Source organism: Streptomyces sp. BK79 (assembly GCF_044142145.1).
Lineage (GTDB): Bacteria > Actinomycetota > Actinomycetes > Streptomycetales > Streptomycetaceae > Streptomyces.
In genome coordinates this window covers 96,354-112,237 of the sequence record NZ_JBHVOC010000002.1, presented here as the reverse complement: position 1 = coordinate 112,237, position 15,884 = coordinate 96,354, and the positions used below count along the sequence as shown (strand labels likewise).

The 15,884-nt window shown below is 72.7% G+C and carries 10 protein-coding genes; 6 read left to right on the top strand and 4 right to left on the bottom strand.

What is annotated here, in order from left to right; translation table 11 throughout:
* The first annotated feature begins 43 nt into the window (after positions 1-43).
* Both ACFIF2_RS02530 and ACFIF2_RS02525 read left to right on the top strand, forming a co-directional pair.
* Positions 44-2,296 carry an ATP-dependent RecD-like DNA helicase gene (locus ACFIF2_RS02530; RefSeq protein WP_395570783.1) on the top strand — a complete coding sequence of 751 codons (2,253 nt, stop codon included), beginning with the start codon at positions 44-46 and terminating at the stop codon, positions 2,294-2,296.
* 243 nt (positions 2,297-2,539) lie between these two features.
* Positions 2,540-3,829 carry a citrate synthase gene (locus tag ACFIF2_RS02525; RefSeq protein ID WP_310873321.1) on the top strand — a complete coding sequence of 430 codons (1,290 nt, stop codon included), beginning with the start codon at positions 2,540-2,542 and terminating at the stop codon, positions 3,827-3,829.
* Between the two features lie 624 nt (positions 3,830-4,453).
* Here ACFIF2_RS02525 and ACFIF2_RS02520 read toward each other — a convergent pair.
* Together ACFIF2_RS02520 and ACFIF2_RS02515 are read right to left on the bottom strand one after the other, a co-directional pair.
* Positions 4,454-6,796 (bottom strand): heavy metal translocating P-type ATPase, encoded by a 2,343-nt coding sequence (locus ACFIF2_RS02520; protein WP_395570782.1) that lies wholly within the window; start codon positions 6,794-6,796, stop codon positions 4,454-4,456.
* Between the two features lie 84 nt (positions 6,797-6,880).
* Entirely contained in the window at positions 6,881-7,120 is a 240-nt protein-coding gene (locus ACFIF2_RS02515) for a heavy-metal-associated domain-containing protein (protein WP_395570781.1), read from the bottom strand.
* Positions 7,121-7,291: 171 nt separating this feature from the next.
* On the opposite strand from ACFIF2_RS02515, the gene ACFIF2_RS02510 reads away from it, so the two are divergent.
* On the top strand, positions 7,292-8,329 hold the full coding sequence (locus tag ACFIF2_RS02510; protein ID WP_395570780.1) for a zinc-dependent alcohol dehydrogenase family protein: 1,038 nt from the start codon (positions 7,292-7,294) through the stop codon (positions 8,327-8,329).
* Positions 8,330-8,347: 18 nt separating this feature from the next.
* Here the strand turns inward: ACFIF2_RS02510 and ACFIF2_RS02505 are convergent, their stop codons facing one another.
* Positions 8,348-8,539 carry a helix-turn-helix transcriptional regulator gene (locus ACFIF2_RS02505; protein ID WP_395570779.1) on the bottom strand — a complete coding sequence of 64 codons (192 nt, stop codon included), beginning with the start codon at positions 8,537-8,539 and terminating at the stop codon, positions 8,348-8,350.
* 911 nt (positions 8,540-9,450) lie between these two features.
* On the opposite strand from ACFIF2_RS02505, the gene mmsA reads away from it, so the two are divergent.
* A complete protein-coding gene (gene mmsA, locus ACFIF2_RS02500) occupies positions 9,451-10,953 on the top strand; it encodes a CoA-acylating methylmalonate-semialdehyde dehydrogenase (protein WP_395570778.1) in 1,503 nt (500 codons plus the stop codon).
* Positions 10,954-11,017: 64 nt separating this feature from the next.
* Here the strand turns inward: mmsA and ACFIF2_RS02495 are convergent, their stop codons facing one another.
* The gene (locus ACFIF2_RS02495; protein WP_395570777.1) at positions 11,018-11,902 is read right to left on the bottom strand and encodes a hypothetical protein; all 885 of its coding nucleotides are present in this window, start codon (positions 11,900-11,902) and stop codon (positions 11,018-11,020) included.
* A 227-nt stretch (positions 11,903-12,129) separates the two neighbouring features.
* Between ACFIF2_RS02495 and ACFIF2_RS02490 the strand changes: the two genes are divergently transcribed.
* Both ACFIF2_RS02490 and ACFIF2_RS02485 read left to right on the top strand, forming a co-directional pair.
* Positions 12,130-14,781, top strand: coding sequence for an alpha/beta fold hydrolase (locus ACFIF2_RS02490; protein WP_395570776.1), 2,652 nt, complete (start codon positions 12,130-12,132; stop codon positions 14,779-14,781).
* Positions 14,778-15,659, top strand: coding sequence for an ABC transporter permease (locus ACFIF2_RS02485; RefSeq protein WP_395570775.1), 882 nt, complete (start codon positions 14,778-14,780; stop codon positions 15,657-15,659). Before ACFIF2_RS02490 ends, ACFIF2_RS02485 begins: the two co-directional genes overlap by 4 nt.
* The last annotated feature ends 225 nt before the right edge of the window (positions 15,660-15,884 follow it).

The window sequence follows — 15,884 nt, the reverse complement described above, 5'->3', positions numbered from 1 at the left end:
CTCCCGGCTGCCCCCTGTCACACCCCACCGGTACCGTCGGATCATGCCCAACCAGTCCGAGGCCGCCCCCGGTGAGCGGCGGCTCGCCACCCTCGAAGGCGTCCTGGAGCGGATCACGTACGCCAACGAGGAGAACGGCTACACGGTCGCCCGCGTCGACACCGGCAGAGGCGCCGGCGATCTGCTGACCGTCGTCGGCGCGCTGCTCGGCGCGCAGGCGGGGGAGTCCCTGCGCATGGAGGGCCGCTGGGGCTCGCACCCGCAGTACGGCAAGCAGTTCCACGTGGAAAACTACACGACCGTCCTCCCGGCCACCGTCCAGGGCATCCGGCGTTATCTCGGCTCGGGTCTGGTCAAGGGCATCGGGCCGGTCTTCGCCGACCGGATCACCCAGCACTTCGGTGTGGACACGCTCCAGATCATCGAGGAGGAGCCCAAGCGCCTCATCGAGGTGCCCGGCCTCGGTCCCAAGCGGACCAAGAAGATCGCCGACGCGTGGGAAGAGCAGAAGGCGATCAAGGAGGTCATGCTCTTCCTCCAGACCGTCGAGGTGTCGACGTCCATCGCCGTGCGCATCTACAAGAAGTACGGCGACGCCTCGATCTCCGTCGTGAAGAACCAGCCCTACCGCCTCGCCGCCGACGTCTGGGGCATCGGCTTCCTCACCGCCGACAAGATCGCCCAGTCCGTCGGCATCCCCCACGACAGCCCGGAGCGGGTGAAGGCGGGCCTCCAGTACGCCCTGTCGCAGGCCACCGACCAGGGCCACTGCTACCTCCCCGAGGAGAAGCTCATCGCCGACGCGGTGAAGCTGCTCCAGGTGGTCACCGGCCTCGTCATCGAGTGCCTCGCCGAGCTGGCCGCCGAACCGGAGGACGGCGAGGACCCCGGCGTCGTGCGCGAGAAGGTCCCCGACCCGCAGGGCGGCGACCCCGTCACCGCCGTCTACCTCGTCCCCTTCCACCGCGCCGAGCTGGCCCTGGCCGCCCAGCTGCGCCGCCTCCTGCGGACGGACGAGGACCGGATGCCCGGCTTCCGGGACGTGGCCTGGGACAAGGCACTCGGATGGCTCAAGGGCCGTACGGGCGCCGACCTCGCGCCCGAGCAGGAGGCCGCGGTGAGGCTCGCCCTCACCGAGAAGGTCGCCGTCCTCACCGGAGGTCCCGGCTGCGGCAAGTCTTTCACCGTGCGCTCCATCGTGGAGCTGGCCCGCGCGAAGAAGGCGAAGGTGGTGCTCGCCGCCCCGACCGGCCGCGCCGCCAAGCGCCTCGCCGAGCTGACCGGCGCCGAGGCGTCCACGGTCCACCGCCTGCTGGAGCTCAAGCCCGGCGGTGACGCCGCCTACGACCGGGACCGGCCGCTCGACGCCGACCTCGTGGTGGTCGACGAGGCGTCCATGCTGGACCTGCTCCTGGCCAACAAGCTGGTCAAGGCCGTACCGCCGGGCGCCCACCTGCTCTTCGTCGGGGACGTCGACCAGTTGCCGAGCGTCGGCGCGGGGGAGGTGCTCAGGGACCTGCTGGCCCCCGGCAGCCCCGTCCCCGCCGTCCGCCTCACCCGCGTCTTCCGCCAGGCCCAGCAGTCGGGGGTCGTCACCAACGCGCACCGGATCAACGCCGGGCAGCACCCGCTCACCGACGGCATGAAGGACTTCTTCCTCTTCGTCGAGGACGACACGGAGGAGGCGGGCCGGCTCACGGTGGACGTCGCGGCCCGCCGCATCCCCGCGAAGTTCGGGCTGGACCCGCGCCGGGACGTGCAGGTGCTCGCCCCCATGCACCGGGGCCCCGCCGGCGCCGGCGCGCTGAACGGGCTGCTCCAGCAGGCCGTCACCCCCGGCCGCCCGGACCTGCCGGAGAAGAGGTTCGGCGGTCGTGTCTTCCGGGTCGGCGACAAGGTCACCCAGATTCGCAACAATTACGAGAAGGGTGAGAACGGCGTCTTCAACGGCACCGTCGGCGTGGTCACCTCACTCGACCCGGTGGACCAGCGCCTCACCGTACTGACGGACGAGGACGAGGAGGTTCCGTACGAATTCGACGAACTGGACGAACTGGCTCACGCCTACGCGGTGACCATCCACCGTTCCCAGGGGAGCGAGTACCCGGCCGTGGTGATCCCGGTGACGACCGGAGCCTGGATGATGCTCCAGCGGAACCTGCTCTACACGGCGGTCACCCGGGCCAAGAAGCTGGTCGTCCTCGTCGGTTCCCGCAAGGCGATCGGACAGGCGGTGCGCACGGTGTCCGCCGGACGCCGCTGCACGGCGCTCGACTTCCGGCTGGCGGGCTCCTGACCCACAGGCTTTCCGGTGAACCTCGTGACCCCTGTGAAAAAAATGATCGATCAAACGAGTCGCAAAGGTCACAGAGCACTTCCGGAAGGGAAGGGGAGGGGGCAGGATGAGGAAGTTGGCGGCACTGAGTGCCGCCGATAGGCCCGATGGTCGACCCCGAGTGCACTCTCCTGAGCCAAGTGGGGGATGGTAGAGACAGTCAGGGCACCTCGAAGATGAGGCACTACGTCGGTGAGGGAAGACGTGAGCGACAACTCTGTAGTACTGCGGTACGGCGATGGCGAGTACACCTACCCGGTGATCGACAGCACCGTCGGCGACAAGGGCTTCGACATCGGGAAGCTCCGCGCCCAGACCGGTCTGGTCACGCTGGACAGCGGTTACGGCAACACCGCCGCCTACAAATCCGCCATTACGTATCTGGACGGCGAGGCGGGCATCCTCCGCTACCGCGGCTACCCGATCGAGCAGCTGGCCGAGCGCTCCTCGTTCGTGGAGGTCGCCTACCTGCTGATCAACGGCGAGCTGCCGACCGTCGACGAGCTCACCGCGTTCAAGAACGAGATCACGCAGCACACCCTGCTGCACGAGGACGTCAAGAACTTCTACAAGGGCTTCCCGCGCGACGCCCACCCGATGGCCATGCTGTCGTCGGTGGTCTCGGCCCTGTCGACGTTCTACCAGGACAGCCACAATCCGTTCGACGAGCGTCAGCGCAACCTCTCCACGATCCGGCTGCTCGCGAAGCTCCCGACGATCGCGGCGTACGCGTACAAGAAGTCGATCGGCCACCCGTTCGTCTACCCGCGCAACGACCTCGGCTACGTCGAGAACTTCCTGCGCATGACGTTCTCGGTGCCGGCCCAGGAGTACGAGCTGGACCCGACGGTCGTCGCGGCGCTCGACAAGCTCCTCATCCTGCACGCGGACCACGAGCAGAACTGCTCGACCTCCACGGTCCGCCTGGTCGGTTCCTCGCAGGCGAACATGTTCGCCTCGATCTCCGCCGGCATCAACGCCCTCTGGGGCCCGCTGCACGGCGGCGCCAACCAGTCGGTGCTGGAGATGCTGGAGGGCATCCGCGACGCCGGCGGTGACGTCGACTCCTTCATCCGCAAGGTGAAGAACAAGGAGGACGGCGTCCGCCTGATGGGCTTCGGCCACCGGGTCTACAAGAACTTCGACCCGCGCGCCAAGATCATCAAGGCCGCCGCGCACGACGTGCTCTCCGCCCTCGGCAAGTCCGACGAGCTGCTGGACATCGCCCTGAAGCTGGAGGAGCACGCGCTCTCCGACGACTACTTCGTCTCGCGCAGCCTCTACCCGAACGTCGACTTCTACACCGGCCTGATCTACCGGGCCATGGGCTTCCCGACCGAGATGTTCACGGTCCTGTTCGCCCTCGGCCGGCTGCCGGGCTGGATCGCCCAGTGGCACGAGATGATCAAGGAGCCGGGTTCCCGCATCGGCCGCCCGCGCCAGATCTACACGGGCGTCGTCGAGCGCGACTTCGTGCCGGTCGAGGAGCGCTGAGCGCCCTCTTCGAGGCTGGTGGGCCCCGTACGCGACGGCAACGGCGTCGCGTACGGGGCCTTCGCGCGTGCCGCGTCCCGGGGCGGAACAGCGAAAGGCGCCCTGGCGCCGGTCCCCCCACGGGCCGGCGAACCAGGGCGCCTTCCCATGTCCCGGTGCGGATTCCCCCCACGGGATCCGGCCGGGCGTCTGTGAGGACAGCGCCTGAATCGCTGTGTTGAGCACAACGAGCAGAACTCGCCGTACTACTGGGTGGTGCTGGTTACCGCTGTTGGTCACTGCTGTGGTGTGCGGTCTGCCGGGACAGCGCACGACCGGGAGGGCCGCTCAAAGCTTCCCGGTGTACGTGCCCCGGCAACGCAGCTCTGGGAAAGTCCCCCAAGACATCCCCAGACGCCAGGTGGCGCCCCCCAAGACGCTGCCTGACATCGCCAACTTAGACCTTCGAGCCCCTTCGATGGTTACGTTCGCATCACTGTGATCTGCGTCTCTTGCATATGTCCGTTAGGTGCGCAAGAGCCCCGATACGCCGACCGGGACCCAAGCGTAAGGAAGATGCGCGAGCCTTGTGAAGAGCTTATGTGAGGGACGTGCCGGACTCCAGAGGCTCCGGGCATCGAGACCTCAGCGAAACGCGCGCAGCCGCAGGCTGTTGGTCACCACGAACACCGAGGAGAAGGCCATCGCCGCCCCCGCGATCATCGGGTTCAGCAGCCCGGCGGCGGCCAGCGGCAGCGCCGCCACGTTGTAGCCGAAGGCCCACACGAGATTGCCCTTGATCGTGGACAGGGTCCGCCGGGACAGCCGGATCGCGTCGGCAGCCACCCGCAGGTCGCCGCGCACCAGCGTCAGGTCGCCCGCCTCGATCGCCGCGTCCGTCCCCGTGCCCATCGCCAGCCCCAGATCGGCGGTGGCGAGCGCGGCCGCGTCGTTGACGCCGTCGCCGACCATGGCGACGGTGCGGCCCTCGGCCCGCAGCCGCTCCACCACGGCGACCTTGTCCTCGGGCAGCACCCCGGCGATCACCTCGTCGATGCCGACCGCCGCCGCGACGGCCTCGGCGACGCGCCGGTTGTCCCCGGTCAGCAGGATCGGGGCCAGACCCAGCCGGCGCAGCTCGGCCACCGCCTCGGCGCTGGTCTCCTTCACCGCGTCCGCCACGGCCACGACACCGCGCGCCGCGCCGTCCCAGCCGACGACGACGGCCGTCCGGCCGGCCCTCTCGGCCGCTTCCGCGGCGCGGGACACCTCGGGCGGCAGCACGTCGTAGAGGCGCCCCACGGCCACCTCACGGCCCTCCACGCGCCCGCGGACGCCCCGTCCGGGGATGCTCTCGAAGTTCTCGACGCCGGGCAGCGCGCCTCTCCGCTCCTCGGCGCCGGTCGCGATCGCGCGGGCGACGGGGTGCTCGGAGGCGTGCTCGACGGCGCCCGCGAGCCGCAGCAGTTCCGCCTCGTCGGTGCCCTCGGCGGCGTACACCTCGTGCAGGGTCATGCGGCCCGTGGTGACGGTGCCGGTCTTGTCCAGGACGACCGTGTCGACGCGCCGCGTGGACTCCAGCACCTCGGGTCCCTTGATGAGGATGCCGAGCTGGGCGCCCCGGCCCGTGCCGACCATCAGCGCGGTCGGCGTGGCCAGGCCCAGCGCGCACGGGCAGGCGATGATCAGTACGGCGACGGCGGCGGTGAACGCGGCGACCGTGTCGCCGGTGGCGCCCAGCCAGCCGCCGAAGGTGGCGGCCGCGATCAGCAGGACGACGGGCACGAAGACGCCGGAGATCCGGTCGGCGAGCCGCTGCACCTCGGCCTTGCCGCTCTGCGCGTCCTCGACCAGTTTCGCCATCCGCGCCAGCCGCGTGTCGGCGCCGACCCGGGTCGCCTCGACGACCAGCCGGCCACCGGCGTTGACCGTGGCCCCGGTGACGGTGTCGCCGACGCCGACGTCCACCGGCACCGACTCGCCGGTCAGCATCGAGGCGTCCACGGCACTGGCGCCCTCGACGACGGCGCCGTCGGTGGCGATCTTCTCCCCGGGCCGTACGACGAACCGGTCGCCGACCGCCAGCCGGGCCACCGGCACCCGCACCTCGCGCCCGCCCCGCAGCACCGCGACGTCCTTGGCGCCCAGCTCCATCAGCGCCCGCAGCGCGGCCCCGGCGCTGCGCTTGGAGCGGGCCTCCAGCCAGCGGCCGAGGAGGAGGAAGGCGGTGACCCCGGCGGCGGCCTCCAGATAGATCGCGGAGGCGCCGTCCGCGCGGGAGACGGTGAGGTCGAAGCCGTGCCGCATGCCCGGCATGCCCGCGTCCCCGAAGAACAGCGCCCACAGCGACCAGCCGAACGCCGCGAGCGTGCCCAGCGAGACCAGGGTGTCCATGGTGGCGGCACCGTGCCGGAGGTTGGTCCAGGCGGCGCGGTGGAAGGGCAGGCCGCCCCAGACGACGACGGGCGCGGCCAGGGTGAGCGAGAGCCACTGCCAGTTGTCGAACTGGAGCGCCGGGACCATCGCGAGCAGCACGACCGGCGCGGCGAGCAGGGCGGAGACGGTCAGGCGCCCGCGCAGGGCGGACAGTTCGGCGTCGCCGGCGTCGCCGGCGTCCTCGCGGGGCACGTCCGCCGCGTCGGGTTCCGGTGGCGGCGCCGGTTCCTCGGCGGTGTACCCGGTCCGGACGACGGTGGCGATCAGATCGGCGACCGGGGTGGTGGCCGGGTGGCTGATCCGGGCCTTCTCCGTCGCGTAGTTCACCGTGGCGGTGACGCCGTCCATGCGGTTGAGCTTCTTCTCGACGCGGGCCGCGCACGAGGCGCAGGTCATCCCGCCGATGAGCAGCTCGACCTCGGCGAGGCCCGGCCCGGCGGCCGGGCCCCCGTCCGCGGGTGCCGCCGCGCCGGTGCCGGACGTGGTCGGGCCGCTGGACGGGGTGGTGCCGCTGGACGCGGTGGTGCCGCTGGACGCGGTGGTGCTGGTCATGGTCCGGACTCCAGACGGTCCGGCCGGACCGCGCGGCCTGGCCGGAGGGGCTGTGGGTGCTGCTGAGGCGCCGGGCGCCGGGGCTCAGGCCCTGCCGACGAGCTCGAAGCCCGCCTCGTCCACGGCGGCGCGCACGGCCTCGTCGTCGAGGGGCGCCTCGGAGACGACCGTGACCTCGCCGGTCGAGGCGACGGCCTGGACGGAGCCGACGCCCGCGATCTCGGAGATCTCGCCGGAGACGGCGCCCTCGCAGTGTCCGCAGCTCATTCCGCTCACCTTGTAGACGGTGGTGACGGAGCCCTGGGTGTCGGTCTGGGCGGTCATGTCGTTACTCCTCGTCGGGGCGTACGGTGCGGGTACCCCTGATCCGCCGGGGACTCCGGGGACTGGGACCCTTCACCCCCACTGTACCCCTAGGGGGTATGACTTCAGCTGGGCCTGCCGTGAGATGAGGGGCGGGAGGCGGAAACTCCGCTCCGGAAGTGAGGGTGACGGATGCGCGCGGTGGTGTTCGAGCGGTACGGGGAGCCCGCCGAGGTGCGGGAGGTGGCCGACCCGGAGCCCGCGCCGCACGGCGTCGTGGTCCGCGTCGAGGCCACGGGACTGTGCCGCAGCGACTGGCACGGCTGGCAGGGCCACGACCCCGGCATCACGCTCCCGCACGTGCCCGGTCACGAACTCGCCGGTGTCGTCGAGGCGGTCGGCGACCGGGTGGCCGGGTGGCGGCCCGGCGACCGGGTCACCGTGCCGTTCGTCTGCGCCTGCGGGAGCTGCGGGGCGTGCGCGGCGGGCGATCAGCAGGTGTGCGAGCGCCAGACCCAGCCGGGCTTCACTCACTGGGGCTCCTTCGCCGAGTACGTCGCGCTGGACCACGCCGACGTCAACCTCGTCGCCGTCCCCGAGGACATGTCGTACGCGACGGCCGCCTCGCTCGGCTGCCGGTTCGCCACCGCGTTCCGGGCCGTGGTGCGGCAGGGCCGCGTCGCGCCGGGGGAGTGGGTGGCGGTGCACGGCTGCGGGGGCGTCGGCCTGTCCGCGGTGATGATCGCCGCGGCCTCGGGCGCGCGGGTCGTCGCCGTGGACGTGTCGCCCCGGGCGCTGGAGCTGGCGCGGGCGTTCGGCGCGGCGGAGTGCGTGGACGCGGCCGGTGTGCCGGACACGGCGGGCGCCGTCCGCGACCTCACCGGCGGCGGCGCCCACCTCTCCCTCGACGCCCTCGGCTCGCCCGTCACCTGCGCCGCGTCCGTGAACGGCCTGCGCCGCCGCGGCCGGCACGTCCAGGTCGGGTTGCTGCCCTCGGCGGAGGGCACCACGCCGGTGCCGATGGCCCGCGCCGTCGCCCTGGAGCTGGAACTCCTCGGCAGCCACGGCATGGCCGCGCACGCCTACCCGCCGATGCTGGAACTGGTCCGCACGGGAGCGCTCCGGCCCGACCTGCTGGTGACGTCCACGATCGGACTGGACGCGGCCCCGGCGGCCCTCGCGGCGATGGGGTCCGCACCCGGCGCGGGGGTGACGGTCGTCCGGCCGTGAGACCGCCACCCGGACGGGCTACCGGTTCCGGTTGCGGGGGCGGGACGCCACCCAGGCGCGGATCGTGTCCGCGTACCAGTAGGGCTTCCCGCTCTCCACGTGGTCGGGTGGGGGCAGCAGCCCGTGCTTGCGGTACGACCGGACGGTGTCCGGCTGGACCCGGATGTGGGCCGCGATGTCCTTGTAGGACCAGAGCCTTCGGTCGGTCACGAACTGCACCTCCCCGCGCGCGCCGCGGCGGCGACCGGGGACGGCCGCCGGGGGGAGCCGGGCGCTGCGCTGGCGATCACCAAGCCTGTTCCGGGTGAACGACCCGGGGTGCGGGGCGGTCAGGGGCCGTTCCCGCGTGTGACGGAAGACCCGCGTGCGTGTGACACGCGTGACAGGACGGGGCTCTTTGTGACACGAGTGCCACGAAGGCGTACGCCGGAGTTCAGGCGCGGCGCGTTGACTTCCGGGGCGGGACGTGACCCGCGAGGGCGGAAGGACGGCCATCCGGAGCTTGTCGTCCGAATGTCCGGACAAAACATTGACAGTCCGCACGCGCGGGGCTAGAAACCGGGGAGACGCCTCGGCGGACAGCCACCACGGGCTCTACGGCTCTACGAGCTCCACGGGCTCGGCGGGCTCTACGGGCTCGGCGGGCTCGAGCGTGACGACGGCAGCACGGGTACGAAGGGGAACGCGATGGCGCACGACCCGGTCGCAGGGAGCCCGGAGTCCGCTCCCGCGGGCCCGAGGGCCGCTCCCGCCGTCGCCGGTTCCCCCACGAAACGCCTCCGGCGCGGGAAGGCCGCTTCGCCCTGGCAGGAGCGAAGCGCGAGTGCCCACTCCCCGCTCGCACCGGCCCCGCGCCGGAGGTTCCCGCGTCCCGTCCCGTCGCCGGCCGCCGACACTGCCCCACGTGTCTACGCGGACACCCAAACCGCAGACACAGTGTCGGGCCCGCCCGGAGCGCCCGGCTGGTGGGATGGACCCATGGCCGTCACCGCGACCCGATCATCGCCGACCGCGATCCGATCGACATCGACCGCGACCCGATCGTCGCCGGTCACGGCCCGTGAGCTGGACCAACGGCACGTGTCGACCCGTCGCCGCCATCTGTGAAGGAGTTCTCGGTCATGACGAACATCGTCAACCACTGGATCGGCGGCAAGACCGCCGAAGGCGCCTCGGGCACGTACGGACCGGTGACGGACCCCGCGACCGGCGAGGTCACCACCAAGGTCGCCTTCGCCTCGGTCGACGAGGTGGACGCCGCGGTCGCCGCGGCCAAGGAGGCGTACCTGACCTGGGGTCAGTCCTCGCTGGCGCAGCGCACGTCCATCCTGTTCAAGTTCCGGGCGCTGCTGGACGCGCACCGCGACGAGATCGCCGCGCTGATCACCGCCGAGCACGGCAAGGTGCACTCCGACGCGCTCGGCGAGGTCGCGCGCGGCCTGGAGATCGTCGACCTGGCCTGCGGCATCACCGTGCAGCTCAAGGGCGAGCTGTCGACGCAGGTCGCCACCCGCGTCGACGTGTCCTCGATCCGCCAGCCGCTCGGCGTCGTCGCCGGCATCACGCCGTTCAACTTCCCGGCGATGGTGCCGATGTGGATGTTCCCCCTCGCCATCGCCTGTGGCAACACCTTCGTGCTCAAGCCGAGCGAGAAGGACCCGTCGGCCTCGATGCGGATCGCGGAGCTGCTCGCCGAGGCCGGGCTGCCGGACGGCGTCTTCAACGTCGTGCACGGCGACAAGGTGGCCGTGGACCGCCTCCTGGAGCACCCGGACGTCAAGGCGGTCTCCTTCGTCGGTTCCACCCCCATCGCCCGCTACATCCACACCACCGCCTCCGCCAACGGCAAGCGCGTGCAGGCCCTCGGCGGCGCCAAGAACCACATGCTGGTGCTGCCGGACGCCGACCTCGACGCGGCGGCCGACGCGGCGGTGAGCGCGGCCTACGGCTCGGCCGGCGAGCGCTGCATGGCGATCTCCGCGGTCGTCGCCGTCGGCGCGGTCGGCGACGAGCTGGTCGAGAAGATCCGCGAGCGCGCCGAGAAGATCAAGATCGGCCCCGGCAACGACCCGGCGTCGGAGATGGGTCCGCTCATCACCAAGGCGCACCGCGACAAGGTGGCCTCCTACGTCGAGGGCGCGGCGGCCGAGGGCTGCGAGGTCGTCCTGGACGGCACCGGGTACACGGTCGACGGCCACGAGGACGGCCACTGGATCGGCATCTCCCTGCTGGACCGGGTGCCGACCACGGCCAAGGCCTACCAGGACGAGATCTTCGGCCCGGTGCTGTGCGTGCTGCGCGCGGAGACGTACGAGGAGGGCCTGGCGCTCATCAACGCCTCGCCGTTCGGCAACGGCACCGCGGTCTTCACGCGGGACGGCGGCGCGGCCCGCCGCTTCCAGCTGGAGGTCGAGGCCGGCATGGTCGGCGTGAACGTCCCGATCCCGGTCCCCGTCGGCTACCACTCCTTCGGCGGCTGGAAGGACTCCCTCTTCGGCGACCACCACATCTACGGCAACGACGGCACGCACTTCTACACCCGCGGCAAGGTCGTCACCACCCGCTGGCCCGACCCGGCCGACGCCCCGGCGGGCGTGGACCTGGGCTTCCCCCGCAACCACTGAGACCCCGCGCCACGTACGCACGGTGCCCGCGTCCCGGCCGGGACGCGGGCACCGTCACGCGCTCTCAGCCCTGCTGCGCCCCGGCGTCCTTCACTTCCTCCGTGAGGTCGCCGGTCTGCGCGGCGGGCGGGGCCACGATGTCCTTGGTGGCGCCGAACTTGTCGAAGTCCATGGTGACCTTCATCGCGCCGAACTCCTGCTTCAGGCGGACCGGAAGGTCCTTGCCGTCCACCCAGATGTCCATGGTGATCGAGTCGCCGCCGGCGGCGTTGAGCATGCTGTCGGCGCCGCTGAAGGCCTCCTTGAACTTGCCCATGTCCGCCTGGTCGAGCACCGCCCGGTAGTGGGTGGTGGACTTGCCGTTGACGGTCTCCTCGCCGAGGTCGTCGACGTCGCTCGCGTACTTCAGCCCCTTCATGGAGTCCGCCGGGCTGGCGCCACCGCCACCGCTCATCGCGGCGGCCCCCGCCTCGCCGAACACGGCCGACCCGTCGATCCTGATCCACTCCTTGCCCGCGAGCGGGCCGGAGGGCTGCGGATCGATGTCGTAGTAGTAGGCGCCGTCCACGAACAGGGTGCGCACGGTCGGGGAGTCCGTGAGCTCCTGCATCTGCACGGCCTCGGCGTCCATCTCGACGTCGAGGGCGTAGCCGTCGCCCCAGGAGTACGTGCCGTCCATCGCGACCGGCTCGCCGGTGCCGAGATCGGTCGTCGTCCTGACCTCGGCGGAGCCCAGCTCCTCGGTGCGGTCGGTGGCCCGCGAGAGCGCCGCCATGATGGCGTCGGCCGTGTCCGCGGTGCCGGCCTCCTTGTCGGCGGTCTCCGCGGCCGTCTCGGCGGTCTTCTCGGAGCTCTGCGAGCCCTCCGAGCCCCCCGAACCGCACGCGGTCGCCGCCACCATCGCCGCCGCCGTCAGCCCCACCCAGGCCGCCGTGTACCTCAGCTTCATGAGTCCCCACCCGTAGCTGTGATCGTGTGATGCGTCTGTGCCCAGGACTCTACCGGGCCCCACCGACAGCGGTCGGCGTCTCGGCGAGGCTCCCACCGACCCGGCGCACGCGACCGGCCCTACCGCGCCCGTGGTACGCGCCACCGGCCCCGTACTCCCGTGGGAGGGGCGGAGGTTCGGTCCCCGGGCTGCCCCGGTTGTCGGCGGCGGCCCGTACCGTTGTCGCCATGGATCTTCGACTGCCCCGCGTGCGAGGGCTGCTACGGGGGCCGCGGCGGACGCTCGCCGCCGCGGCCGCCGTCGTCGTGCTCGCCGGCGCCGGGACCTGGACGGCCGTCGCGGGTGACGACCCGGCCCCGGTCCGCCGCGCCGACCGGACCATGGCCGTGGGCGACGGGGTGCGCCTGGACACCTCGTACTTCACCGCGGGTTCCGGCGGCGACCGCCCGGCCGTCCTGCTGGCGCACGGCTTCGGCGGCAGCAAGGCCGACGTCCGCGACCAGGCCGAGGACCTCGCCCGGGACGGATACGCGGTCCTGACCTGGTCGGCGCGCGGCTTCGGCAAGTCCACCGGGAAGATCGGCCTGAACGCCCCGGACGGCGAGGTCGCCGACGTGTCCCGGCTGATCGACTGGCTGGCGAAGCGGCCCGAGGTCCGGCAGGACGGCGAGGGCGACCCCCGGGTGGGTGTGGCCGGCGGCTCCTACGGCGGCGCGGTCGCGCTGCTGGCCGCGGGGCACGACGACCGGGTGGACGCGGTCGCCCCCGCCATGACGTACTGGAACCTGGCGGACGCCCTCTTCCCGAACGGCGTCCTCAAGAGGCTGTGGGCCGGCATCTTCGTCAACCTGGGCGGCGGGTGCGACCGGTTCGAGGCCGAGCTGTGCCGGATGTACGAGCGGGTGGCCGAGTCCGGGGAGCCGGACCCCGCAGCCGTGCGACTCCTGGAGGAGCGCAGCCCGCAGGCCGTCGGGGAGCGCGTCGACGTGCCCACGCTGCTGATGCAGGGCCAGACCGACTCCCTCTTCCCGCTCGGCCAGTCCGACGCGGCCGCGCGGGCGATCCGCGCCAACGGCGCCCCCGTGCAGGTCGACTGGATCGCGGGCGGCCACGACGGCGGCGACAAGGAGACGGACCGCGTCGAGGCCCGCATCGGGGCGTGGTTCGACCGCCACCTGAAGGGCGACGAGTCGGCCGGCACCGGCCCCGCCTTCCGCGTCACCCGCACCGTCGGCACCGGCAGCGGCGACGGCGAACCCCGCCTGGAGGGCGTGAGCGCCGACTCCTACCCCGGCCTGACGAGCGAGCCCCGCGCGATCGCACTGCGCGGCCGCGAGCAGACCGTCGACAACCCGGCCGGCGCCAGCCCGCCCGCCGTCTCCGCCCTGCCCGGCATCGGCGGCGCGGGCGGCCTCTCCCAGCTCTCCTCCCTCGGCGTCGGAGTCTCCCTCGACTTCCCCGGCCAGCACGCCGCCTTCGAGTCGGCGCCCCTCCGGGAGGACCTCCGGATCACCGGCTCGCCGACCGCGACCGTCCACGTGAAGTCCACCGGCGACGACGCCGTGCTCTTCGCCAAGGTCTACGACGTCGGCCCGGGCGGCGCCCAGCAGGTGCTCCCCTCCCAGCTGGTGACGCCCCTCAGGGTGGAGGACGCCAAGGCCGGCAAGGACGTGACGATCACCCTCCCCGCCGTCGACCACGAGGTCGAGCGCGGCCACCGGCTGCGCCTGGTCCTGGCCTCCACCGACCTCGGCTACGCCTCCCCGGCCGCCCCCGCCACGTACACCGTCTCCCTCAAGGGCGACCTCCGCGTGCCGACGGCACTCGGCGACAGCGGCCAGGTGGCCGGGCTGCCCGCCTGGGTGTGGTGGGCGCCCCTCGGAGGCGCGGCCGTGGCCGCCGCCCTGCTGCTGACCGCCCGCCGCCGCACCACCGCGCCCCCGCCCGACCCGGCGCTGGCCGGCGTCCCGCTCCAGATCACGGACCTGACCAAGCGGTACGCCAGGTCCAGCGACCGGTACGCGGTGCGGGACCTGTCCTTCCGCGTGGAGCAGGGCCAGGTGCTCGGCCTGCTCGGGCCCAACGGCGCGGGCAAGACGACCACCCTGCGCATGCTGATGGGCCTGATCACGCCGGACGGCGGCGAGATCCGCGTCTTCGGCCACGCCATCGCGCCCGGCGCCCCGGTGCTCTCGCGGGTCGGCGCGTTCGTCGAGGGCGCGGGCTTCCTGCCGCACCTGTCCGGCCGCGAGAACCTGGAGCTGTACTGGCGGGCCACCGGACGCCCGCCCGAGGACGCCCACCTCGACGAGGCCCTGGAGATCGCCGGCCTCGGCGACGCGCTCGCCCGCGCGGTGCGCACCTACTCCCAGGGCATGCGCCAGCGCCTCGCCATCGCCCAGGCCATGCTGGGCCTGCCCGACCTGCTGATCCTGGACGAGCCGACCAACGGCCTGGACCCGCCGCAGATCCGCGAGATGCGCGAGGTGATGATCCGCTACGCCGCGGCCGGCCGCACGGTGATCGTCTCCAGCCACCTGCTGGCCGAGGTCGAGCAGACCTGCACCCACCTGGTGGTCATGGACCACGGCCGACTGGTCCAGGCCGGCCCGGTCGGCGAGATCGTCGGCTCCGGCGACACGCTGCTGGTGGGCACGTCCGCGCCCGTGGACGCCCCCCTCGTCGAGAAGGTCGCCGCCCTGCCGGGCGTGGCCTCGGCGGCGGCGGCCGACGGCGGCCTGCTGGTCCGGCTCGGCGCCGGGGGAACGGCCCGGGACCTGATCCCCGAACTGGTCCGCCTGGACGTGCCCGTGGAGTCGGTCGGTCCGCACCGGCGGCTCGAAGACGCCTTCCTCACCCTGATCGGAGACCCGGCATGAGCACGCTGGCCGACCGCGCCGCGCCCGCCGGCCCCCAGGAGGCCGCCGCCGGCTACCGCGCGGGCCGCACGCTGCCGCTGAGGGTGGAGCTGGTCCGGCAGCTCAAGCGGCGGCGCACGCTCGTCATGGGCGGCATCCTGTTCGCCCTGCCGTTCGTGCTGCTGGTCGCCTTCCGGATCGGCGGCGAGCCGGGCGGCGCCGGCAACCAGCTCAGTTTGATGGACTCGGCCACCGCGTCGGGCGCGAACTTCGCCGCGGTGAACCTGTTCGCCTCCGCGGGCTTCCTGCTCGTCGTGCCGGTCGCCCTGTTCTTCGGGGACACGGTGGCCTCGGAGGCCGGCTGGTCCTCCCTGCGCTACCTGCTCGCCGCGCCCGTGCCCCGCGCGCGCCTGCTCTGGTCCAAGCTGGTCGTCGCCCTCGGTCTCAGCCTCGCCGCGATCGTCCTGCTGCCGCTGGTCGCGCTCGCCGTCGGCACGGCCGCCTACGGCTGGGGGCCGCTGGAGCTGCCCACCGGCGGCAGCCTGCCCACCGGCACCGCGGCCGAGCGGCTGGCGCTGACGGTGGCGTACGTCTTCGTCTCCCAACTGGTCACCGCCGCGCTGGCGTTCTGGCTGTCCACCAAGACGGACGCGCCGCTCGGCGCGGTCGGCGGCGCGGTCGGCCTGACCATCATCGGCAACGTCCTCGACGAGGTGACCGCCCTCGGCGACTGGCGCGCCTTCCTGCCCGCGCACTGGCAGTACGCCTGGCTCGACACGGTCCGCCCCGAGCTGGACTGGACCCGCCTGATCCAGGGCACGTCGCTGTCGGTGACGTACGCGCTCGTGCTGTTCGCCCTGGCCTTCCGGGGGTTCGCCCGCAAGGACATCGTGTCCTAGGGGCCGCCCGGCGGGCAGCCTCGGGCCGCGGATCAGCAGCCCCTCACGACACCGGCCGCCTGACCGGCCACGCCTCCCGGACCCGCCTTCGCGCGAGGCTTCGACCAGGTCACCGGAGGGTCACCCACCGGTCTCGGCCGGCCGTCGCCGTGTCTGCTTCGAGACCCACCCGTGACGCCACCCGCCGCACGTTCCACCCCGCCGCGCCGTCACAGTCACGTACAC